Here is a 21,447-nt window from a genome sequence, read left to right as displayed (position 1 = left end):
CAATTCGGGGGTGCCGGGCCGTTGCAGCACCGTGGATTGCCGGCCGCAGGTCATACCTGGTATTCGCGGCTGACCAGGCCTCGGATGCCCGCCGCGCCGCGCCAATCCAAGGCGCCTTCGGCTCCGAATCACCGCCGAAGACTTGCGGCGATGCTGGGAATTCGGCGGCGAAGATGCACGATGGATGCGGGACGGGACCAGGCCACATGACACAGCACTACGATCTTGCGGTAGCGGGCAGCGGGCCCGCCGGTGCGGCGGCTGCCTGGCAGGCCGCCCAGACCGGGGCCCGGGTGGTGGTGCTGGACAAAGCCTCGTTCCCTAGGGACAAACCCTGCGGTGACGGTCTGACGCCGCGGGCGGTCAGCTATCTGCAGAAGATGGGGCTGGCCGACGACGTGGCGAAGTTTCATCGCGTCAACCGCGCCAGGATGTTCAGCCCCAGCGAATGGGATCTGGCGTTTCCGCGCCGCCCCGGGATGCCCGACCACGGGCATTGTGCCCGCCGCACCGAGCTGGACACCTTGCTGTTCGAGAACAGCGCGCGCGTGGGGGCCGAAATGCGGGACGGCGCGGAGGTTGTCGCGCCGATCGTCGACGATGACGGTCGTGTCACCGGGGTGCGGCTCAAGAGCGGCGAGCGGGTACACGCCGACGCGGTGATCGCCGCCGACGGCGCCTACTCGCCTGTCAAACGCGCACTCACCCTGGACTCGGCCCACCACGGATACTCGGCGATCGCGATCCGCGCCGAGATGACGGCCAACCGCCCGGACGCCGATTCCCTCGACATCCATCTGCGGCTGCGGTTTCGGGGTGACCAACTACCCGGCTACGGGTGGGTGTTCCCGCTCGGCGGGGGCCGGGTCAACATCGGGTTGGGCTACGTCAACAGCTACAAGAACTGGCAGCAGATCAATGTCACCGAATTCTTCGGCGAGTTCCTGGCCACGCTTCCCGGCGACTGGCGGCTGCCGAGCATCACCGAGCTGAAGAACTCCCACTGCCTGCAGGCGTGGCGGCTGCCGATGGGGTTCACCGCGTGGCCACCGTGGCGACCCGGCGTGTTGTTCGCCGGTGACGCGCTGGGCGCGGCCCGGCCGGCGTCGGGGGCGGGCATCTCCAAGGCGTTGCAGTCCGGGCTCGCCGCCGGCGAGTGTGCCATTGCGGCCCTGACCAACGGTGGGCCCGACGATTTCACCAACTACGGGCAGTGCATGGCGGCGACCTGGGGCAAGGAATACCGCCGCGGCCGGTACTTCCACAAGCTGGCCGGCATCCCGGCCATCGCCGGCACCGGCGTGAAGGTGCTGGACGCGGTCGGCAATCCCGGATTCCGTGCCCGCCTGCTGTTCTGGGAAGGTTGGGGCGACGCAAAGCAGACGATCAGCCGAAATCGCCAGGGCGGGAGTGCGGGCTGAGCCGGTCGCCGAGTCCCCGCCCAGCCGAACACGTGGCCGGCGAGAGCATCAGCTCCTCCAACTTCTCATTGCTGGCGCGCAGCATCGCCATGCTGAGTCTCAATAGCCTGTCGCGGATTCCGGATGACTGCAGCAGGGGAGCGTACATCTCACGCAGCAGATTCAGCCGGGTCGACCCCAGCCAGTCCATGAACTCAGGACACTCGAGCCAGCGCGCCTCGTTTCGCTGCTCGGCGAGTGTGGTCGCCAGCCAGTCGAGGTCGCTGTTGGGGTGCGGCACGGGCGTACAGAGCCGATTCTTGACACAGTCGTCGCGGTGGGCGGCCTCGACATGGGCGATCAGGCTGGCGCTGAACACTGGCTGGCAACCTCGAACGCTTTGCAAGGTGATCCGGTCGCGACCGAATATGTTTAGCGCGGGACGCTTTTCGAGTCCGTCGGCGGTGCAGTCGATGTAGAGGGCGGATGGGTCTGCGGCGATGGTTCCGCCGGTGAGCACCACCTCGTCGCGTTCGATTCGCTCCACGCGCCCCATCCGGACAATGTCGGTGATGCGCCGCAATTGGCTCAGCTCCGCCCGGGACACGGTGGCGCAGCGATACATTGTCGGACGCACCGTTGGATCGAGGCGCAGCAGGTTGCCGTTGGCCTCGAGCCGTTCGAAGAGATCGGGCACGGACGTGGCGTCGGCGACGGACTGCAGCCGTGCGGCGAAGCTGGCCCGGAACCGGCCGAGGAACTCCGGTCCTGGCTGGATGTTCGCCCGGTCGAGCAGCCACGAGTCGCGGGGCATGATCCAGGTCAGTCGATCGGGGGAAATACCGTTGCCCAGCAGCCACAGACAGGCGTCCATGCCGGTTTTTCCGGCGCCCACGATGACAAACCGGTCCCGGCCGGACGCGCACCTGGGCAGTTCGTTGGGCGGCACGCAGGCGATGCCGGTGGACACCCGGTAGGGCGGTGTACGCATCGAGGGGACCACCGCGCGCAGATACGTCGCATCGACGACGCGTCGGCGCACCGCAACAGCGTGCTCCGTCCCGGCAAGGTCGCGGAACCGGCGGTCGCCGAGGTACTCGCTCATCGGGAAGTAGGACACCCGCCCCGACGGCAGCAGGTCGTGCTGCATCACCCGGTCGAAGTACGCGCAGACGTCGCCTCCGGTCGCCAATTCATGAAGTCCCTTGTTCCAGCCGGACTCATCGATGGTGCCGTTGCCCAGTGGACGCGAGTTGACGCCGTAGTAGGCCGACGGCTGGTGCAGGTGCACGTAGGGGTACGCGTGGATCCAGTGCCCGCCGGGCTGATGGCCCCGGTCGACGATCACCACCTGTGCGTCGGTTTCGGTCACCAAGGTGTCGGTGAACGCCATCCCCGTGGCTCCGGCACCGATGACCAGGTAGTCCGCCTCCAGTTCGTGCATGGTCCCCCCGTTGCCGCGGCTCTACTTCTCCAGGGTGAATTGGTTGACGTCGACCTGGCGGAGCCGAAACATCTTGGCGCAGCCGGTCAAGTACTTCATGTAGCGCTCGTAGACCTCTTCGGACTGGATCGCGACGGCCTGGTCGCGGTGCGCTTCCAGAGCAGCCGCCCAACGGTCCAGGGTGGTGGCGTAGTGCGGCTGCAGCGACTGCCGGCGGGTCAGCGTGAAGCCTGCCTTGGCGGCATGCGCCTCGACCATCGTGATGGATGGCAGCCGTCCCCCGGGGAAGATCTCGGTCATGATGAACTTGATGAACCGGGCCAATTCGAACGTCAGCGGTATGCCAAGTTCCTTGGCGTACCTGGGGTCTAGGCCGCAGATCGTGTGCAGTAGCATCACGCCATCGGGCGGCAGCGCGTCGTAGGCCATGGCGAAGAAGTCGTCGTAGCGGTCATGGCCGAAGTGTTCGAACGCGCCGATGGACACGATCCGGTCGACGGGCTCGTCGAACCGCTCCCAGCCCTCGAGCAGTACCCGCCTGGTGCGGGAGCTGTCCATCGCATCGAAGGTTTTCTGCACATGGGCGGCCTGGTTTCTGCTCAGGGTCAAGCCGACGACGTTGACGTCGTAGCGTTCGACGGCCCGGCGCATGGTGGCGCCCCAGCCGCAGCCGACGTCGAGCAGTGTCATGCCGGGTTGCAGCCCCAGCTTGCCCAGCGCCAGGTCGATCTTGGCCAGCTGGGCCTGCTCCAGCGTCATATCGTCACGCTCGAAATATGCGCAGCTGTAGGTCCGGGTCGGATCCAGGAACAGTGCGAAGAACTCGTCGGATAGGTCGTAGTGCGCCTGCACGTCATCGAAGTGTGGGGTCAGACGTTTTGACATGGAGGTCTACCTCTCAGGGGCCGGGTTTGTTCCTCGGGCGACTCGCCGCCTCGTCGCGGTGTGCCCCGCACCACCCCAGCTATTCGGAGCGGGAAACGTTTCGGATGGGAGCCGATCGAACGGTGCCGCTGATACCGCGGTGCTTGTTGGGCTGCGTTGCGGGGCCGACCGGGAGCATGGCTTGTCCGACCGGGAACCAACGTTCTGGCCACATTCTGATGTGTGGACACGTGACTGAAATTCTCGAACAGGGTCCCGACCTGCTACGAAGCTTAACTCGTGCCGGCCCAGGTGGCGGATATTTCCCACGACGCCCTCAGCGATGCTCTGCGCCCGGTTTGAGGTAGGTGACCAGGCTGACGTCGAGCATCTCGTCGCTGAAGTAGTAATGGCAGCCGCGCAGGTACTTCATGTAACGCTGATAGACCTCTTCGGACTGGATCGCCAGTGCCCGTTCCCGATTGGCCTCCAACGCATCACCCCAGATCTGTAGCGTCTTGATGTAGTGCGGTCTCAGCGAAAGCGCTTCGGGCACGGCGAAACCGGCCTTTTCGCCGTGCGCCACCATCATGTCGGTGGATGGCAGCCGGCCGCCGGGGAAGATTTCGGTCAGCATGAACTTGATGAACCGCGCTGTCTCGAAGGTCAGCTTCTTGCCGCGCGCGTTCAGGTCGTAGGGGTGATAGGCGACACTGCTTTGAATGGTCATCCGCCCGTCGCGGGGCAGGATGTGGAAGCATCGGGCGAAGAAGTCGTCGTAGCGGTCGAAGCCGAAATGCTCGAAAGCTTCGATGGACACGATCCTGTCGACGGGTTCGGCGAACTCTTCCCAACCGTGCAGCAGCACCCGATACGACCGGGTGGTGTCGACGCCGGCCAACAAGGCTTCGCTATAGGCGCGCTGATTTTTCGACAGGGTCAGTCCGATGACGTTGACGTCATACTTCTGCAAGGCGCGCTTCATGGTGGCGCCCCACCCGCAGCCGATGTCCAGCACGGTCATACCGGGATGCAGGTCCAGCTTGTCCAGGTTCAGGTCGATTTTGGCGATCTGGGCCTGTTCCAGGGTCAGATCCGGCGGTTCGAAGTACGCGCAACTGTAGGTTCGGCTGGAATCCTGGAACAGCCCGAAGAAATCGTCGGACAGGTCGTAGTGAGCCTGCACCTCTTCGAAATGGGGTCTCATCTGTGCGGTGTCGGGACTTTGCTCAGCCATAGGGGGGTTGCCTTTCGGATCAGCGAAGTGGCGGGGCGGGATGAATGGTCATTTCTGTAAGGTGAACTGGCAGACGTCGGTGTTGCCATTGCGGAACAGTTCGGCGCAGCCGGTCAGGTATCGCATGTAGCGCTCGTAGACCTCTTCGGACTGAATCGCGACGGCCTCGTCTTTGCGGGCCTGCAGCGCGGCCGCCCAGGTTTCCAACGTCCGGGCATAATGCAACCGCAGCGGTTGCACGCGGCTGACGGTGAAGCCGGCTTTTGTTGCGTGCTCCTCCACTTGGGCCACCTTGGGCAGCCGGCCGCCGGGGAAAATTTCGTTCATGATGAACTTGACGAACCGCAGCAGCTGCATGTTCAGTTGCAGTCCGCGTTGGTGGAACTCCTCGTCGCTGACCATCACGATGGTGTGCAGCAGCATCGCCCCGTCGGCGGGCAGCGCGGCGTAGGCGAACTTAAAGAAGTCGTCGTAGCGGTCGTAGCCGAAGTGTTCGAACGCGCCGATCGACACGATCCGGTCGACGGGCTCGTCGAACTGTTCCCAGCCCTCGAGCAGTACCCGCCTGGTGCGAGGGCTGTCCATCGCATCGAAGGTTTTCTGCACATAGGCGGCCTGGTTTCTGCTCAGGGTCAAGCCGACGACGTTGACGTCGTAGCGTTCGACGGCCCGGCGCATGGTGGCGCCCCACCCGCAGCCCACGTCGAGCAGTGTCATGCCGGGTTGCAGCCCCAGCTTGCCCAGCGCCAGGTCGATCTTGGCCAGCTGGGCCTGCTCCAGCGTCATATCGTCACGCTCGAAATATGCGCAGCTGTAGGTCCGGGTCGGATCCAGAAACAGCTGATAGAAGTCGTCGGACAGGTCGTAGTGTGCCTGCACGTCTTCAAAGTGTGGCCTCAGCGCTTCCGCCATGTTGGTGTTTCCCCCTAAATGCTCGAGCGGTACGACGGTAGAGAAGTAGAAATAACCCCCTGTGAGCTACGTCACAGTAGGCCGGGTTGCTGTGCGTTGCCTGTCAACCGCCCAGCGGTGCCGAGCGGTCGGTGGTGGTCGGACATCACGGCAGGTATTCGGAGCTGACACCACCGAGGATGGGTCTGGATACTGCCGTCGAATCCCGCCGTCGTGGGGGCGAGATCACCGCACTACCCGTAGATGAAGGCGAACGCCTGCAAGCCCCGGGTCAGGCGCACCTGGATGCGGTCGCGCTCGACCTTGTCGCCGGCGACGATCTGGTGCCATGTCGGCGGCCCGCTGATCGGCAACGCGTCTGTCCGGCCGTGCTGGACGACGGTGACGGTTCCGGTGCCGCCGACCACCAGATAGACATTTCTGGCGAAATAGTCCAGCTCAATGCTGGAGGCGTCGCTGTCGGCGGTTGCGCACTGGTCGTCCAGTGTCCACGGACCCCGCAGCGCGAACGTATTGGGTGATAGGACCGGCGGCTCGTCGAAGGACGCCGAACCGACGTCGTACACGCCGGTGCCGCCGTAGTTGGCGACCTTGTCCACCCCCAGGTACGTGTCGGGGGCGAGCCCGATCGGCCCGGCGGCGTCGGCGACGGGCGGCGCGTCGAAGTCGACGGTGGCGGCGGGCAAGGTGGTGCCGGGGTGGGCGCTTTCCAGCAACTGCCGGATCAGGCTCTCGGTGGCGGAGTAGCCGCCCTCGCCGAGTTGGATGTGACGGATCGTTCCGGTCGCGTCGATCAGGTATTCGGCGGGCCAGTAGTGGTTGCGGTAGTTGGTCCAGGTGGCGTAGCTGTTGTCCAGCGCCACCGGATAGGGGATGCCCAGGGCCGCCGCGCCGCTGGCGACGTTGGCGCGGACACGCTCGAAGGCGAATTCGGGGGTGTGTACGCCGATGACCGCCAAACCGGAGTCCCGATAGGTCTGGTACCAAGCCACCACGTGCGGGACGGCCCGTTGGCAGTTGATGCAGGAGTAGGCCCAGAAGTCGACCAGGACCACCTTTCCGCGCAGGGATTGCAGGCTGACCGGAGCCCCGCCGGGGGTGTTCAGCCACCCGTCGATGCCGCGGATATCGGGGGCCGGCCCACAGTTCGCTAGTAGTACGGCCCCATTGGCGCAGTTCGCCAGTTGTGCGTCCGGTCCGCTGACGGGATCGCCGCCGAGGTTGAGCCGGTCGGGCCCGAGGCCGTCACCGCCCACCAGATGCTGCAATGTGAAGCTGTGGTGGGGGATCGCGCGTTGCAGCGCCGACGGGACATCGTAGACCAGGGCCAGCGCCAGCAGGATCACCACGACACCGGCCGTGGCCCGGATCTTCCCTTGGTGACGGCGGAACCCGCCCGCCCGTCCCGTGAAGCGGGCGGCCAGGACGCCGGCGATGCCGATCCATGCAAGGCTGGATATGGCCATCCGACTCCCCTGCCGCGGACGGCCCGGACCGGCCGCCTTCCGGTTGGATACGCAGGTATTCGGAATCACCGCGATCACGGATGGGTGGCGGCTGACACCTTCCCCGACGGGACCTGAGTTCGCCGCCGCCCCGCCCAGCTAGGGTGAACCGGTGACCCACTTTGACGTCGTCGTTCTCGGAGCCGGCCCCGGCGGGTACGTCGCGGCCATTCGTGCCGCCCAGCTGGGCCTGCGCACCGCCATCGTCGAGCCCAAGTACTGGGGCGGAGTCTGCCTCAACGTGGGCTGTATCCCGTCCAAGGCGCTGCTGCGCAACGCCGAACTCGCCCACATCTTCAGCAAGGAAGCCAACGTCTTCGGGATCAGCGGGCAGGCCACCTTCGACTACGGGGCGGCGTTCGACCGCAGCCGCAAGGTGGCCGAGGGCCGGGTGGCCGGCGTGCACTTCCTGATGAAGAAGAACAAGATCACCGAGATCCACGGCTACGGCACCTTCACCGACGCCCACACCCTGTCGGTTGCGCTCAACGAGGGCGGTACCGACACGGTGACGTTCGATCACGCCATCATCGCCACCGGCTCCAGCACCCGGCTGGTGCCGGGCACGTCGCTGTCCGACAATGTCGTCACCTACGAAGAGCTGATCTTGAGCCGGGAGCTGCCGTCCTCGATCATCATCGCCGGGGCCGGCGCGATCGGCATGGAGTTCGGCTACGTGCTGGCCAACTACGGCGTCGATGTGACCATCGTGGAGTTCCTGCCGCGGGCGCTGCCCAACGAGGACGCCGAGGTGTCCAAGGAGATCGAGAAGCAGTTCAAGAAGCTCGGCGTCACGATCCGCACCGGCACCAAGGTGGAACGCATCGACGACGATGGGTCGACGGTGTCGGTCACCGTCAGCAAGGACGGCAACGCCGAGACGCTGAAAGCCGACAAAGTGTTGCAGGCCATCGGGTTTGCGCCCAACGTCGAAGGCTACGGCCTGGAGGCGGCCGGGGTGGCGCTGACCGATCGGGGGGCCATCGGCGTCGAGGAGTACCTGCGGACCTCGGTGCCGCACATCTACGCGATCGGCGACGTTACCGGTCTGCTGCAGCTGGCGCATGTCGCCGAGGCGCAGGCGGTGGTGGCCGCCGAAACAATCGCCGGCGCGGAGACCATGCCGCTCGGCGACTACCGGATGATGCCGCGGGCGACGTTCTGCCAGCCGCAGGTGGCCAGCTTCGGGCTCACCGAGCAGCAGGCCCGCGACGAGGGCTACGACGTCAAGGTCGCCAAGTTCCCGTTCACCGCCAACGGCAAGGCGCACGGCGTCGGCGACCCCAGCGGATTCGTCAAGCTGATCGCCGACGCCCGCTACGGCGAACTACTGGGCGGGCACCTGATCGGCCACGACGTCTCCGAGTTGCTGCCCGAGCTGACGCTGGCGCAGAAGTGGGACCTGACCGCAAACGAGTTGGCCCGCAACGTGCACACCCACCCGACCATGTCCGAGGCGCTGCAGGAATGTTTCCACGGCCTGACCGGGCACATGATCAACTTCTGAGGCGCCGACGTCGGTGCGATCGCTGCCGGCCAGCCTCTACTCGAGGCTGATCGCGCGCACGATGCGACTGTGGCTGGCTGAGCGGGTGGCCACGCGGGAACGTGTCCGGCGCCGATGAGCATCACCCCTTGGCGAGGGTGAACTGACCGACGTAGCTGACGTTGCGACCGAAGAAATCAGAACAGCCGCGCAGGTAGCGCATGTAGCGGTCATAAACCTCCTCGGAGGTCACCGCGATCGCCCGGTCGCGAGCGGCTTCCAGCCCGGCGGCCCAGGTGTCGAGGGTCCGGACGTAGTCCGGTGTCAGGTCTTGGCGGCTCGCCACCGTGAATCCTGCGGCCGTGGAGTAGTCGATGACGTCCTCGTCGCACGGCACCGAGCCGCCTGGGAAGATCTCTTTGGCGATGAACCGCATGAACCGCAGGTCGGTCATGGTGATCGGAATGCCCATCTCCGGCCAGCGTTTCAGGGGATGGCCCATGATGGTCTGCAGGACCATCCTGCCGTCGTCGGGCATCAGCCGGTGGCACAGCTCGAAGAAGGCGCCGTATCGTTCCTTGGGAAAGGCTTCGAACGCCTCGATGCTCACGATGCGGTCGACCGGCTCGTCGAACTCCTCCCAGCCGCGCAGCAGAATCCGCCGCGATCGGTCGGTGTCGAGCCCGTCCAGCAGCTGCTGGCCCAGGCTGCGTTGATTTCTGCTCAGCGTCAGCCCCACCACGTTGACGTCATAGGTTTGGATCGCGCGCGACATCGCCGAGCCCCAACCGCAGCCCACGTCGAGCAGCGTCATTCCCGGCGAGAGATTCAGCTTGCCCAGGGCAAGATCGATCTTGGCGATCTGGGCCTCCTGCAGCGACATGTCGTCGCGCGCGAAGTACGCGCAACTGTAGGTGCGCGTCGGATCCTGGAACAATCCGAAGAACTCGTTGGAGATGTCGTAGTGGGCCTGCACATCCTCATACGCCACCGCCATCTTCGGTGAACCGTCGGCGTGGTTCGCCATGCCTCGACCTCCTGTGGTCTGTTAGGAGCGTGCGGCGGGAGCCTTCTCGCAGGTGAACTGTGCGACATCGGTGTAGCCGCCACGGAACAGGTCAGCGCAGCCGGTCAGGTATTTGTGGAACCGCTCATAGACCTGTTCGGAGGTGATCGTGATGGCCTGATCCTTGTTGGCCTCGAGGTTGGCTGCCCAGGTGTCCAGAGTGCGGACGTAGTGCGGTTGCAGGTGCTGCTCTCGGGTCACCGTGTAGCCGGCTCTGGCGGCGTGTTCGGTGATCTGGGCGGCCAGCGGAAGGCGTCCGCCGGGGTAGATCTCGTCGAGGATGAACTTGATGAACCGCACCGTCGACATCTTCAGCGGCAGCTGACGCTCTTTGACCTCTGCGTCGCTGGGGATGATGATGCTGTGTAACAGCATGACGCCGTCCTCGGGCATCCAGCTGAACGTCTTCTTGAAGTAGTCGTCGTACTTGCCGAAGCCGAAGTGTTCGAACGCGCCGATCGACACGATCCGGTCGACGTGTCCGTCGAACTCCTCCCAGGGTTGCAGCCGCACTTCCATTCGGCGTTTGCTCGTCGAGTTGGCGAACAAGTTGTCCTCGATGTGCTGCTTCTGGTTCTCCGAGAGCGTCAGGCCTATGACATTGACGTCGTACCTCGTCACCGCTCGCATGATCGTCGAACCCCACCCGCAGCCGATGTCGAGCAACGTCATTCCGGGTCGCAGACCCAGCTTGCCCAGCGAGAGGTCGACTTTGGCCCGCTGCGCTTGTTCGAGCGTCATGTCGTCGCGCTCGAAGTAGGCGCAACTGTAGGTCTGGGTCGGGTCCTGCCACAGCCTGAAGAAGTCGTTGGAGATGTCGTAGTGGAACTGGACTTCGTCTTTGTCCGATCCACCGATCGTCGCAGCTGACTTCGACAGCCACTTGGATTCGGCCTTGGGCGCTAGCCCTGGTGCATCTGCCACTGCTGGTCCTATCGGTTGGAATGCGCCATTGGAACGACGTGCTGGTGGCTCAACACTGAGTCGACACTACGCTCCTACGCGGGCGGCCGACTGTTGTGACATGAACAAGTTTGAGTTCTGACCAACCCGTCCGCCCGCCCGATGGTTCCGAATGCCTGGGTGTGTCCATCACGGCGCTCACTGACGCCGGACTCAAGGTGCTGGACATAGTCCATGCCGGTTTCCGGGCGCGGCTGCTGTTCTGGGAGAGCACGTTATCGGGTCGGTAGCGAATGAAGCTGGCCCGCCATACCCTACCGCGCCGGGGGCAAGAGCACCGTGTCGATCATGTACACCTGCGCGTTGGCGGTGGGCACGCCGCCGCAGACCAAGCCGGCGTCGTTGAACTTCAGGTCGTTGCCTCGGCCGGTGACGTTCACGGTGGCGCCCTGCAGCGTCTTCTGCGCTCCGACGACCCTCGCTGGGCTCAACTGGCCCGGTACGACGTGATAGGTCAGAATCTTCTTCAACATGTCCGAGTTGGTCTTGAGCTCGTCGATGGTCGACGCCGGAAGTTTGTTGAAGGCGGCGTCGGTCGGCGCGAATACGGTGTACTGACCGTTGTTGAGGGTGTCGACGAGGTTCACTCCCGGGTTGAGTTGGCCGGATACGGCTGCGGTCAGCGTGGTGAGTTCCGGGTTGTTCGACGCGGCCGTCGCCACCGGATCCTGCGACATTCCCTGCACCGATGACGGACCGTCGGGATGTAGCGCCGCATAGTCCGCGCAGCCGGGGCCGACCAGATCGGCCGCTGCCGCGGCGGGGGCGGTGAACACCCCGAGGCCTATCACGGCCGCCGCCGTGAAACCGGTTGCGGCAACGTTCTTGCTGGATAGCTTCATGACCTTCGGCTCCTTCGTTCGGTTCGGTACGGGTTATTCGGAGCCGACGCCGGCCCGGATTGAGTCAGCCGTAGGTGAACGAGTAGACGGTCAGGGTCGGGCTGAGCCGCACCTGGAGTGTTTCGCGCGCCAGTTCATCGCCGGCGACGATCTGGTGCGAGGTCGGTGGACCGCTGACGGCCAGCATGGTGGTCTTTCCGCCGCGTGTCACGGACAGGCTCCCGGTGCCGCCGACCACGATGTAGACGCTTTTGGCGTGGTAGTTCAACTCGATGCAGGACGACGAGTCGTCCGCCGTCGCGCCCTGGTAATCCAGGGTCCACCGGCCCCGCAGCGCAAAAGTGTCGTGCGGTAGCGATGGCGGGAAGCTGAAGCTGGCCGAACCCTCGTCGTAGACGCCGTTTCCGGCGTAGTTGACCATCTTGCCGACCCCGAGATACGTCTCGGGAGTGGCGTCGAGCCGCGGCGTGGTGTCGGGCGTGTCCGCCGGCCGCGGAAGCTTGACCCCGGGTTGGGCGTTGGTGAGCAGTTGCCGGATCAAGCCCTCCGTCGTGTTGTAGTCGCCCTCACCGAACTTGATGTGCCGTACGGTGCCGTCGGCGTCGATCAAGTATTCCGCGGGCCAGTACCGGTTGCGGTAGTTCGTCCACGTGGCGTAGCCGTTGTCCAGCGCGATCGGATAGGTGATGCCCAGGTCGGCCGCGCCCTTCTTGACGTTGGCGGTGACCTTCTCGAATGCGTACTCGGGTGTGTGTACGCCGATGACCTCGAAACCACTGTCGTGGTAGGCCTTATACCAGCCCTCGACGTGGCCGATGGCGCGTTGACAGTTGATGCAGGAATAGGCCCAGAAGTCGACCAGCACCACCTTGCCGTGCAATGCGGAAAGGTCGATGGGCCCGTCATCCGGTGTGTTCAGCCACCCGGTGATGCCCTTGAGATCAGGTGCGGGGCCGCAATCCTGCAAACGAGAAGCACCGTTGGTGCAGTTGGACAACTGCCTGTTCTGGTCGTTGACGAGGCCACCGAGGTGGAGCTGATGCTGGATCTCCTCGTCGCCGCCCAACTTGTTTTGCAGCGATCCGGTGTAGTCCGGGATGGCCCGCTGCAGCGTCGCAGGAAGGTTGAACATCAGCGCCACAGCCAACAGAATCGTCACCAGACCTGCCGTTACTCTGATTTCGCGCTGGCGGCGCCGAAAAGCGCTCACCCGCTCGCTGACTCGGCGGCCGGCCAGCGCGAAGAACAACAGCGGCACCGCCGTGCCGACCGCGAAGGCGATGGTGAGCACAAGGACGGGCAGACCGATGTCCGCGGTGGCTCCGGCTACCACGATCGCGGCGAGCACGGGTCCCGCGCAGGGCACGTAGAGCACGCCCAATGCGAGGCCGAAGCCGAAACCGTCGCGCTGGGACGCCGGGTGCCTTTGCGGGATGCGGGAGAACGGACGCTCCAGCAGTTGCTCGAGACGCGGAAAGATCAGGCCCGCACCGATTGTCACCAGCGCAGCCAGCGCTACCCACCGGATGGCGTCCTGCGGGAGGTGCAGCAGCGACAGTACGGCCGAGCCCGCCAGCGTGACGGCTGTGAAGCTGCACACCAGGCCACCGATCACCCGGTAGGGGCGCAGTCTTTCCTGACCTGGCCTCGCCTCGACGGCGGCCGCACCGGTGGTGTGTGCGCCAGAGAGGAAGATGACCGGCAGCACCGGAATTATGCACGGCGATATTCCGGTGATGAGTCCTCCAACGAGGCCAATCAGCATGAGGGAAAACATATTTAGTATTCGATGCTGCGTCCGCCGTGGATTGCGATCAGTCCCTGTGATCAGATGTGACAAGGCAGCCCGTGGCGGCCGGGCTGCCTCGTCTGGTCACGGGGTACCTGCCGTCACTGTCCAGGCGGTGTCAGCACAGTGTCGATCATGTACACCGTCGCGTTCGCGGTGTGCACCCCTCCGCACACCAGGCCCGCGTCGTTGACGGTGAGGCCGTTTCCATGCCCGGTCACGTTCAGCTCGGCGCCCTGCAGAGTCTTGTGGGTGCCGTCGACCTTGTTCGGGCTTTCCTGGCCTTGAACCACGTGGTAGGTCAGGATGCTCGTCAACATCTCAGCGTTGGTCTTGAGCTCGTTGATGGTGGCGGCGGGCAGCTTGTCGAACGCCGCGTCTGTCGGCGCGAACACCGTGTACTGGCCGTTGTTGAGGGTGTCGACCAGGTTCACGTTCGGGTTCAGTGCGCCCGACAGCGCCGAGGTCAGTGTGCTCAGCAGCGGGTTGTTCGACGCGGCCGTGGCCACCGGGTCCTGTGCCATCCCGGCCACCGAGGCCGGACCGCTGGGGTGCATTGCTGCGTAGTCAGCGCATCCGACGCCGATCAGGTCCGACTTGGGGTCGGCCATCGCCGAGGTTGGCGCGGGTGCTGCCATGCTGGTCGCCGGGTTGGCTCCGGTCGACTTCTCGGACTCGGACTTGTCGCTCGAACACGCCGAAAATCCCGCCACTGCAATGGCCGCCAGGCCCACCGCCAGTGCCTTGCTGTGAACATCCTTCATTGCGCTGTCGCTCCCTAATCGATGCGGCAATTGCGGCCGCCTACGGCTCTAACAGTTGCTATTCGGAATGACCGCCTTCGTGGATGGCTCACCGGTGGAATGTCGCAACCGGGCCGCTTCGTCCATCCGCGGCGCCGCACTCTCCGAATAGCCAATGTGTACGAACCCTCAGGACGTTCGGTCGTTGTAATCGGCAGCGGAATCGCGGGCCTGACCGCCGCGTACGCCTTGTCCGCTCGGTACCGGGTCAGTTTGTATGAAGCCGACACCAGGCTGGGCGGTCATGCCCACACCCACGTCGTCGATCGCGGCGACGGCACCACCGTCGGAGTGGACTCGGCTTTCCTAGTGCACAACGATCGGACCTACCCGACGCTGTGTCGGTTGTTTGCCGAGTTGGGAGTGGCCACCCAGGAGTCGGAGATGTCGATGTCGGTGCGCGCCGACGACACCGGACTCGAATACGCCGGAGCCCTCGGCCTGGGTGGGCTGTTCGCGTGCAGGCAATCCCTGCGACCACGCTATTTGTTCATGCTCGCAGAGATCGTCCGCTTTCACCGCGTCGCCACCCGGCTACTGGCCGCTGACTCCGCTGACGCCCAGACGCTGGGCGACTTCCTGCGCGGGTATGGCTTTTCGGAGTTCTTCGTCGAACACTTCATCGTGCCGTTGGTGGCGGCGGTCTGGTCATGCGATGGCGACGACGCGCTGCGTCACCCGGCCCGGCATCTGTTTGTGTTTCTGGGCCACCACGGCATGCTCTCGGTTTTTGGGTCACCGACGTGGCGCACGGTTGCCGGTGGTTCGGCGGTCTATGTGCGGGCCATCGCGGCGCGGCTTCCTGATGTCCGCACCGGCATGCGCGTGCGCTGGTTGCGACGGGTGCCCCACGGGGTGCTGGTTCAGGCCGGCGCCGCGGCGCCGAGGTTCTTCGACGCCGCGGTCGTCGCCGTCCACCCAGACCAGGCGCTGCATCTACTTGACGACGCGTCGGCGCATGAACGGGCCGTCCTCGGATCGATACCGTACTCGACCAACCGCGCCCAGCTGCACACCGACGAGTCGCTGTTGCCCCGGCACCGGCGTGCCCGCGCATCGTGGAACTACCTCATCACACCCGATGGCGAGGATGTTGTGGTCACCTACGACGTCAGCAGGTTGATGCGGATCGACGCTGACCGCCGGTTTTTGGTCACGCTCGGCGGCCACGACCGCGTCGATCCGCGAACGGTCATCGCCGAGATGACCTACGCCCATCCGCGCTACACACTGGAATCCGTCGCTGCCCAGAGGTTGTTGCCAACGCTCAATGATGACCGGGTGGTCTTCGCCGGCGCCTATCACGGCTGGGGATTCCACGAGGACGGCGCCGTGTCGGGGTTGCGGGCGGCCCGAGGGCTGGGCGCCGATTGGCCGGCCCAGATCCCCGCCGGCGAGGTGATTTCGTGTTGACTCCGGCGATCTATCGCACGACGATCACGCACACCCGCCGTGCTCCGGTGCGGCACTCCTTCGGATACCGGAGCTACAGCTGGTATGTCGACATCGACGAGTTGCCGGCGTTGCCCCGGTGGCTGCGGGCGTTCGCGCGGTTCGACGCCGGTGACCACTTCGACGGGCGGCCCGGTGAGTCGCTGCGCGACCGGGTGGACGCCTTCCTCGCCGAGCACGACGCGACCGTCCCGGGCGGCCGGGTGACCGCCCTGCTGCAGGCACGCGTCCTCGGGTATGTGTTCAACCCGATCAGCATCTTCTGGTGTCACGACCGCGACGGCACGCTGCGGTACGTGATCGCCGAGGTCCACAACACCTACGGGCAGCGGCACGCCTACCTGCTGCCGCCGGCGGATACACCGGTGCCGGCCGCCAAGAAGTTCTACGTCTCGCCGTTCAACCCCGTGGACGGCCACTACCTGGTGCTGGCACCGCGACCCGGACGCGACGTCGCTGTCACGGTGTCGCTGCACCGCGACAACCAGGCGGTTTTCGTCGCGACATTGCGGGGCACCCGGCGCTCGGCGACGGTGCGCCACGTCGCGGGCATGCAGCTACGCGCGCCGCTGGCGCCGCTGATGGTGGCAGTGCGCATCCGCATCCAGGGCGTCACGCTGTGGCTGCGCCGGCTCCCGGTGGTGCCACGATGAGCACCGAAATCGGTGAAACCCGTTCACCGGCAATCGACTTGCGCCGTTGGCCCGCGGTCGCTTACGTGCCGTCGGGCCCGCTGGCCGCGGTGCCAGCGCTGATCGCCGACCGGTTGCTGCGCCGGGCGGCGGCACGACTGCCGCTGCGACTGGTCTATCCCGACGGCACGGTGATCGGCGGCGGCGACCCCGCAGCTCCGGTGCTGGTGATCAAGGCGCCGGACCGGTTGGCCCGCCGGATCGGACGCCACGGCCTGATCGGGTTCGGTGAGTCCTACATGGCCGGCGAATGGGCGTCGGACCGTCTCACCGAGGTGCTGACAGTCTTGGCGACCGAGATCGCCGACCTCGTACCCCGCGCACTGCAGTGGTTGCGGCCGATCACGGTGCCCTCCCAGCCGGGATCAATGCACCGCAGCCGGGCGCAGGCCCGGCGTGACGTCGCCGCGCATTACGACCTGCCTCAGGAGCTGTTCGCCGCGTTCCTCGACGAGACGATGACCTACTCGAGTGCGTTGTTCCCGCGGTTCCCGGCCTCATGGTCGGACCTTGCCGATGCCCAACGGCGCAAGATCGATCGGCTGCTCGATGCGGCTCGAGTCGGGCCGGGCAGCCGCGTACTGGAGATCGGAACCGGGTGGGGCGAGCTGTGCATCCGGGCGGCCGCACGCGGAGCGCAGGTCCGCTCGGTCACGCTGTCTGTCCAACAACAACGACTGGCGCAGCAACGGGTCGACGCGGCCGGCCTGTCCTCGCAGGTTCAGGTGAACCTGCGCGACTACCGTGACCTCGGCGGAAACTATGACGCCGTGCTGTCGGTCGAGATGATCGAGGCGATCGGATTCCAGGCCTGGCCGGACTACTTCCAGACCCTCGAGCGGCTGCTGATGCCCGACGGGCGAATAGCAATCCAGGCGATCACCATGCCGCATGCCCGGATGCTGGCCACCCGCAAGACGCACACCTGGATCCAGAAGTACATCTTCCCCGGCGGGCTCATTCCCTCCGCCGAGGCCATTGCGGGCATCACCGCGCAGCACACGGGCCTGCGCACGGTCGACAGGTTTTCGCTGCGCCGCCATTACGCCGAGACGCTGCGGCTGTGGCGTGAACGATTCCTACAACGGCGAATCACCCTGCCGCACCTGGGCATCGACGCGGCATTCGTCCGGATGTGGGAACTCTACCTGGCCTACGCCGAGGCCGGATTCCGGTCGGGATACCTCAACGTGTATCAGTGGACGCTTGCACCCAAGGACGCGCCGTGAACTTTTGCGCCGTTTCCGCAACGTCCGCTTTGGTCGTCGGCCTGGTGCAAACGATCACCTTCGTTGCCGGCCGACGTATCGGCCGCTACAACGTCGTCGATGTGGCCTGGGGGCTCGGGTTCATCGCGGTCGCCGTCGTCACCGCTGTCCTCGGGAACGGTGACGCACTGCGCCGCTGGCTGCTGCTGGCGCTGATCGCGATCTGGGGGCTGCGGCTGAGCTGGCACATGGCCCGCAAGTCGGCAGGTAAGGGCGAGGACCCGCGCTACGCCGACCTTCTGCGGGGCGCCTCCGTCGGTCAGGTGGTGCGCAAGGTGTTCGCCCTGCAGGCTTTTGGGATCTGGTTCGTTTCGCTGCCGGTGCAACTCTCGGCAGTCACCGGCCCGACAGCGCGGCCATTGCCGGCAATCGCCGCGGCCGGCGTTCTGCTGTGGGCGGTCGGTTTCGTCTTCGAAGCCGTCGGAGATCACCAGCTGCGGGTGTTCAAAGCCGACCCGGCGCATCGCGGGATGGTGATGGACCGAGGTCCGTGGTCGTGGACGCGTCATCCCAACTACTTCGGTGACGCCTGCGTGTGGTGGGGATTGTGGCTGATCACAATCACCGGCTGGCGGGCGCTGGCTACCGTGTTCTCCCCGCTTCTCATGACGTATTTCCTGGTGTATGCCACCGGTGCGCGGTTGACCGAGAAACACATGGATGGCCGTCCCGGATTCGACGAATACAAGTATCGGACATCGTTTTTCGTTCCGCGTCGACCCCGCTCCGCGCGCAGATGACAACCGTCGCGATAAACGTCAACGGCTCCGCGCCGCCTTTGGCCGATCAGTGGTCGGCTGGCCCCGCGCCGAGCGCGGTGCTTTTGACGGCGAGAATCTGGTCCACACCCATCCGGCCCGATTCAAAAGCCAGCCGCCCACCCACCAGATACAGCCGCCATACCCGGGCGGCTTCGTCGCCCAGGAGCGCGACGAAGTCGTCGTAGTGGTCCTCGAAGGTCTGGATCCACGCATCGACTGTTTTCACATAGTGTTCGCGCAGCGCCTCGACGCTACTGATTTCGAACCCGGCGTGCTCCAGATACTGCAGCGTCCGGGATAGCGGCCGCATGTGCATATCGGGCGCAATGTAGGACTCGATGAATGGTCCGCCACCCGGGGCGGCGTCGACCCGACGGGACATCTGTTGCAGTAGCAACCGGCCGGTGGGTTTGAGGGCGCGGTGCAGGATCGCCGTGTATACCGGGTAGTGCTTCTCGCCGACGTGTTCACCCATCTCGATCGAGGCGGCGGCGTCGAACGCTGCCCGGGACTGCGGGAGCGCCCCGAATTCGCGGTAGTCCAGCTGGCGCACGACGACGCGGTCGGTTAAGGCGCGATCGGACACCCATTTGGCGACGAGGTCATGCTGATGGGCCGACAGGGTGATCCCGGTTGCGGTCACGCCGTAATGCTGTGCGGCATAGATCATCAGCGACCCCCAGCCGCAGCCGACGTCGAGCAGGCTCATCCCCGGCTTGAGGTCAAGCTTGCGACAGATGAGGTCCAGCTTGGCGGTTTGAGCATCGTGCAGAGATTGGTCGGCATGGGTGAAATACGCCGATGAGTAGGCCATATGGTCGTCGAGCAGTAGTTGGTAGACGTCATTGGGCAGGTCGTAGTGATGCGCTATCGCGGCGCGGTCGCGGCGCCGCGTGTGCTGCCGGCCGCTCAACCGGGCCTCCGTTGCGGGCGGTTGAGGTGGCCAGCCGATCACCCCCAACCGGGCAGCCAGGAGCACCGCGGGTGCCATGTGGCGCGCCGTCAGCGGGCGATGGCCGCTGGCCTGCGCCCGAGCCCGCCGGAAACCGTCGACGAGATTACCGTCGACCTGCAGATCGCCGCACACATAGGCCCGTGCCAGGCCGAGTTCGCCTGGAGCCCAGAGCAATCGTCGCAACGCCCGCCGGGACGTGAACGTGACCACCGGCCCGTCGGGCGGACCGGCCTCGCTGCCGTCCCAGGCGCGGATGCGGACGGGTAGTTCGCTCCCCACGATGACACCGAACAGCGACGCCAGCCGTTCGGCGACCGTCGCCACCCCAGGCCGGTCCTTGGCCCGCTCACGAAAGCCCATCAATCCCGTCCAGCTGCCTTATCCCTGCCTGCATCGGGCCGTCGTAGCAAATGACTGCCACCGGTGATTCGGAGGGCGCCGGATCGCGGATGGGTGACCGATTCAGGGCGGAATACGGTCGTCCCATTCGGAACGCCAACGGTGCTGGTCGCAGGGTGGTGATCGCGCGGTAAGACCAGCCCGACGTCAGCATTGCGTGTGTACAATCGGCGTACGAGGTGATCGATATGGCCAGCACGGAACGGCTCCATTTCCGAGTTCGCGCTGACAGGCAGGCGCGGCTGCGGGCTGCAGCGGATTTGGAACACCAGTCACTGACCGAGTTCGTGCTGTCAGCCGCGGAGGAGCGAGCGGAAGCTGTGTTATCCCGGCAGACGGCGGTGTCTGCCGAGTTCTTCGACGCAATGTTCGATGCGTTGTCCGAGCCGCCCCGTCCCAATGAGGCGATGCGACGGGTTGCGCTCTCGCCGCGGGTTTCTCGGCACGGCTGAGCCGGGCCGGTGTTCGTCTGCGCGACATACGGCGAACAGCATGCGGTTGGGGGCTTCGACTGCGGACAGGCAACGCTGGATGAGTGGCTGACACGGCACGCGAAATCGGCACAGGCTAAGCGCACGGCCCAGGTATTCGTGTGGACGCAAGAAGGCAACGACGAGGTGCTCGCGTACTTCACGTTGTCGGCGCATGAGATTGTGGCTGCCGATCTACCGCGTCGTCTCGCGCGGGGCATGCCGGAGCGGATTCCGGCGGTGCTGCTCGGCAAGCTCGCACTGGACAGAACCCTTCACGGCCGGGGTCTTGGCGGACAGTTGCTCTTCGACGCCTACCAGCGCGTGCTGTCTGCGACACAGACCGTAGCCGCCCGCGACCTGGTGGTCGACGCCGCTGACGATGCGGCCGTCGGCTTCTACGAGCACTATGGCTTCACCCGTGCAACGGTCGACGTGTCGATGCGTCTGGTTCGCCGGATCAAAGACATCCAAGCTGACGTCGACACCCGGTGACAGAACAACCTATTCCGCGAAGTCCAGCGGCACCCGCAACGCACTCAGCGTCGCCGCCAGCGCGTCGTATTGGCCGGCCAGCGTGACGAATTCGATCAGCTGCTGCCGGTTGAGGTGACCCGAGAGCGCGGCCCAGGTGGCGTCGGAGAGGGTCCGGGTCTCCAGCAACTCATCGGTCCCGGTCAGCAGCACCCGCTGCCGGTCGGTCAGCCCCTCGGCGTGCGGGCCCTCGAAGATCATGTCCTGGGTGGCCTCGTCGACGCCGGAGGCTTTGGCGATGCGACGGTGGTGGGTCAGTTCGTACTGGCTCTGCCGCAGATGCCCGACCCGCAGGATCACCAGCTCGGTGTCCTGCTTGGGCAGCTTGCCGCCGCCCAGCAGCAGGCCCGCCCACGGCAGCCAGGACCACATCAGCTTCTTGTGCTGGCCCAGCGTGGTGAACAGGTGCGCCTGCGGGACGTGCTGGCGCCGGGCGGCCAGCTTGCAGAACACCCAGTTGAAGAGGCCGAGGTCACGCACGCCTGGGGTGGACGGGATGCGGTCTACGTCGCTGCTCATCGGGTCCTCTCTGAAGAATCCATCCTCGACCGTGAAACGTGCGACGCACAACCGGCGTGTCGCGTCGTGAAATTCCGACTCGGTGA

19 protein-coding genes and 1 pseudogene are annotated in these 21,447 nt (G+C 65.5%); 8 read left to right on the top strand and 12 right to left on the bottom strand.

Features of this window, described 5'->3' with window-relative positions; translation table 11 throughout:
- Nucleotides 1-206: 206 nt before the first annotated feature.
- Nucleotides 207-1,421, top strand: a complete 1,215-nt coding sequence (locus AC5Y36_RS18410) for an NAD(P)/FAD-dependent oxidoreductase (RefSeq protein WP_500042378.1) — start codon at nucleotides 207-209, stop codon at nucleotides 1,419-1,421.
- Here AC5Y36_RS18410 and AC5Y36_RS18405 read toward each other — a convergent pair.
- From AC5Y36_RS18405 to AC5Y36_RS18385, 5 genes and pseudogenes are all read right to left on the bottom strand, one after another.
- Nucleotides 1,387-2,844, bottom strand: coding sequence for an NAD(P)-binding protein (locus tag AC5Y36_RS18405; protein WP_500042377.1), 1,458 nt, complete (start codon nucleotides 2,842-2,844; stop codon nucleotides 1,387-1,389). The genes AC5Y36_RS18410 and AC5Y36_RS18405 overlap by 35 nt on opposite strands.
- A gap of 21 nt (nucleotides 2,845-2,865) precedes the next feature.
- On the bottom strand, nucleotides 2,866-3,729 hold the full coding sequence (locus AC5Y36_RS18400; protein ID WP_500042376.1) for a cyclopropane mycolic acid synthase family methyltransferase: 864 nt from the start codon (nucleotides 3,727-3,729) through the stop codon (nucleotides 2,866-2,868).
- 316 nt (nucleotides 3,730-4,045) lie between these two features.
- Nucleotides 4,046-4,945 (bottom strand): cyclopropane mycolic acid synthase family methyltransferase, encoded by a 900-nt coding sequence (locus AC5Y36_RS18395; RefSeq protein ID WP_500042375.1) that lies wholly within the window; start codon nucleotides 4,943-4,945, stop codon nucleotides 4,046-4,048.
- 48 nt (nucleotides 4,946-4,993) lie between these two features.
- Nucleotides 4,994-5,857: a cyclopropane mycolic acid synthase family methyltransferase gene (locus AC5Y36_RS18390; protein WP_500042374.1), complete on the bottom strand. Its 864-nt coding sequence runs from the start codon at nucleotides 5,855-5,857 to the stop codon at nucleotides 4,994-4,996.
- Nucleotides 5,858-6,090: 233 nt separating this feature from the next.
- Nucleotides 6,091-7,281 (bottom strand): annotated as a pseudogene (locus AC5Y36_RS18385) (thioredoxin family protein); the annotation flags it as partial.
- A gap of 193 nt (nucleotides 7,282-7,474) precedes the next feature.
- On the opposite strand from AC5Y36_RS18385, the gene lpdA reads away from it, so the two are divergent.
- Entirely contained in the window at nucleotides 7,475-8,869 is a 1,395-nt protein-coding gene (gene lpdA, locus AC5Y36_RS18380) for a dihydrolipoyl dehydrogenase (protein ID WP_500042373.1), read from the top strand.
- A gap of 121 nt (nucleotides 8,870-8,990) precedes the next feature.
- Here lpdA and AC5Y36_RS18375 read toward each other — a convergent pair whose 3' ends face one another.
- The 5 genes from AC5Y36_RS18375 to AC5Y36_RS18355 all read right to left on the bottom strand — a co-directional run bounded on the left by AC5Y36_RS18375 (nucleotide 8,991) and on the right by AC5Y36_RS18355 (nucleotide 14,272).
- On the bottom strand, nucleotides 8,991-9,875 hold the full coding sequence (locus tag AC5Y36_RS18375; RefSeq protein ID WP_500042372.1) for a cyclopropane mycolic acid synthase family methyltransferase: 885 nt from the start codon (nucleotides 9,873-9,875) through the stop codon (nucleotides 8,991-8,993).
- A gap of 21 nt (nucleotides 9,876-9,896) precedes the next feature.
- Nucleotides 9,897-10,838: a cyclopropane mycolic acid synthase family methyltransferase gene (locus AC5Y36_RS18370; protein WP_500042371.1), complete on the bottom strand. Its 942-nt coding sequence runs from the start codon at nucleotides 10,836-10,838 to the stop codon at nucleotides 9,897-9,899.
- A 293-nt stretch (nucleotides 10,839-11,131) separates the two neighbouring features.
- Nucleotides 11,132-11,719 carry a fasciclin domain-containing protein gene (locus AC5Y36_RS18365; protein ID WP_500042370.1) on the bottom strand — a complete coding sequence of 196 codons (588 nt, stop codon included), beginning with the start codon at nucleotides 11,717-11,719 and terminating at the stop codon, nucleotides 11,132-11,134.
- 64 nt (nucleotides 11,720-11,783) lie between these two features.
- On the bottom strand, nucleotides 11,784-13,496 hold the full coding sequence (locus tag AC5Y36_RS18360) for a cytochrome c biogenesis protein DipZ (protein ID WP_500042369.1): 1,713 nt from the start codon (nucleotides 13,494-13,496) through the stop codon (nucleotides 11,784-11,786).
- A 113-nt stretch (nucleotides 13,497-13,609) separates the two neighbouring features.
- The gene (locus AC5Y36_RS18355) at nucleotides 13,610-14,272 is read right to left on the bottom strand and encodes a fasciclin domain-containing protein (RefSeq protein ID WP_500042368.1); all 663 of its coding nucleotides are present in this window, start codon (nucleotides 14,270-14,272) and stop codon (nucleotides 13,610-13,612) included.
- 156 nt (nucleotides 14,273-14,428) lie between these two features.
- Here AC5Y36_RS18355 and AC5Y36_RS18350 point away from each other — a divergent pair, with 156 nt between their 5' ends.
- From AC5Y36_RS18350 to AC5Y36_RS18335, 4 genes are read left to right on the top strand one after another with little or no spacing between them, the layout of a single operon-like run.
- Nucleotides 14,429-15,724, top strand: coding sequence for an NAD(P)/FAD-dependent oxidoreductase (locus tag AC5Y36_RS18350; RefSeq protein WP_500042367.1), 1,296 nt, complete (start codon nucleotides 14,429-14,431; stop codon nucleotides 15,722-15,724).
- Nucleotides 15,718-16,416, top strand: a complete 699-nt coding sequence (locus AC5Y36_RS18345) for a DUF1365 domain-containing protein (protein ID WP_500042366.1) — start codon at nucleotides 15,718-15,720, stop codon at nucleotides 16,414-16,416. The genes AC5Y36_RS18350 and AC5Y36_RS18345 overlap by 7 nt, the downstream gene beginning before the upstream one ends.
- A complete protein-coding gene (locus AC5Y36_RS18340) occupies nucleotides 16,413-17,684 on the top strand; it encodes a class I SAM-dependent methyltransferase (RefSeq protein WP_500042365.1) in 1,272 nt (423 codons plus the stop codon). Before AC5Y36_RS18345 ends, AC5Y36_RS18340 begins: the two co-directional genes overlap by 4 nt.
- Nucleotides 17,681-18,463, top strand: coding sequence for a DUF1295 domain-containing protein (locus AC5Y36_RS18335; protein WP_500042364.1), 783 nt, complete (start codon nucleotides 17,681-17,683; stop codon nucleotides 18,461-18,463). The genes AC5Y36_RS18340 and AC5Y36_RS18335 overlap by 4 nt, the downstream gene beginning before the upstream one ends.
- Nucleotides 18,464-18,509: 46 nt before the next feature.
- Here the strand turns inward: AC5Y36_RS18335 and AC5Y36_RS18330 are convergent, their stop codons facing one another.
- A complete protein-coding gene (locus tag AC5Y36_RS18330; protein ID WP_500042363.1) occupies nucleotides 18,510-19,799 on the bottom strand; it encodes a class I SAM-dependent methyltransferase in 1,290 nt (429 codons plus the stop codon).
- A gap of 227 nt (nucleotides 19,800-20,026) precedes the next feature.
- Between AC5Y36_RS18330 and AC5Y36_RS18325 the strand changes: the two genes are divergently transcribed.
- Nucleotides 20,027-20,290 (top strand): type II toxin-antitoxin system TacA family antitoxin, encoded by a 264-nt coding sequence (locus AC5Y36_RS18325; protein ID WP_500042362.1) that lies wholly within the window; start codon nucleotides 20,027-20,029, stop codon nucleotides 20,288-20,290.
- 237 nt (nucleotides 20,291-20,527) lie between these two features.
- On the top strand, nucleotides 20,528-20,803 hold the full coding sequence (locus AC5Y36_RS18320) for a GNAT family N-acetyltransferase (RefSeq protein ID WP_500042395.1): 276 nt from the start codon (nucleotides 20,528-20,530) through the stop codon (nucleotides 20,801-20,803).
- A 9-nt stretch (nucleotides 20,804-20,812) separates the two neighbouring features.
- Here AC5Y36_RS18320 and AC5Y36_RS18315 read toward each other — a convergent pair whose 3' ends face one another.
- Nucleotides 20,813-21,361 (bottom strand): carboxymuconolactone decarboxylase family protein, encoded by a 549-nt coding sequence (locus tag AC5Y36_RS18315; RefSeq protein WP_500042361.1) that lies wholly within the window; start codon nucleotides 21,359-21,361, stop codon nucleotides 20,813-20,815.
- Between the last annotated feature and the right edge of the window lie 86 nt (nucleotides 21,362-21,447).

The sequence above is a fragment of the Mycobacterium sp. NGS50 genome (genome assembly GCF_059812545.1).
The sequence above is the reverse complement of the archived record's forward strand: the minus strand, read 5'-3'. Positions and strand labels throughout refer to the sequence as shown.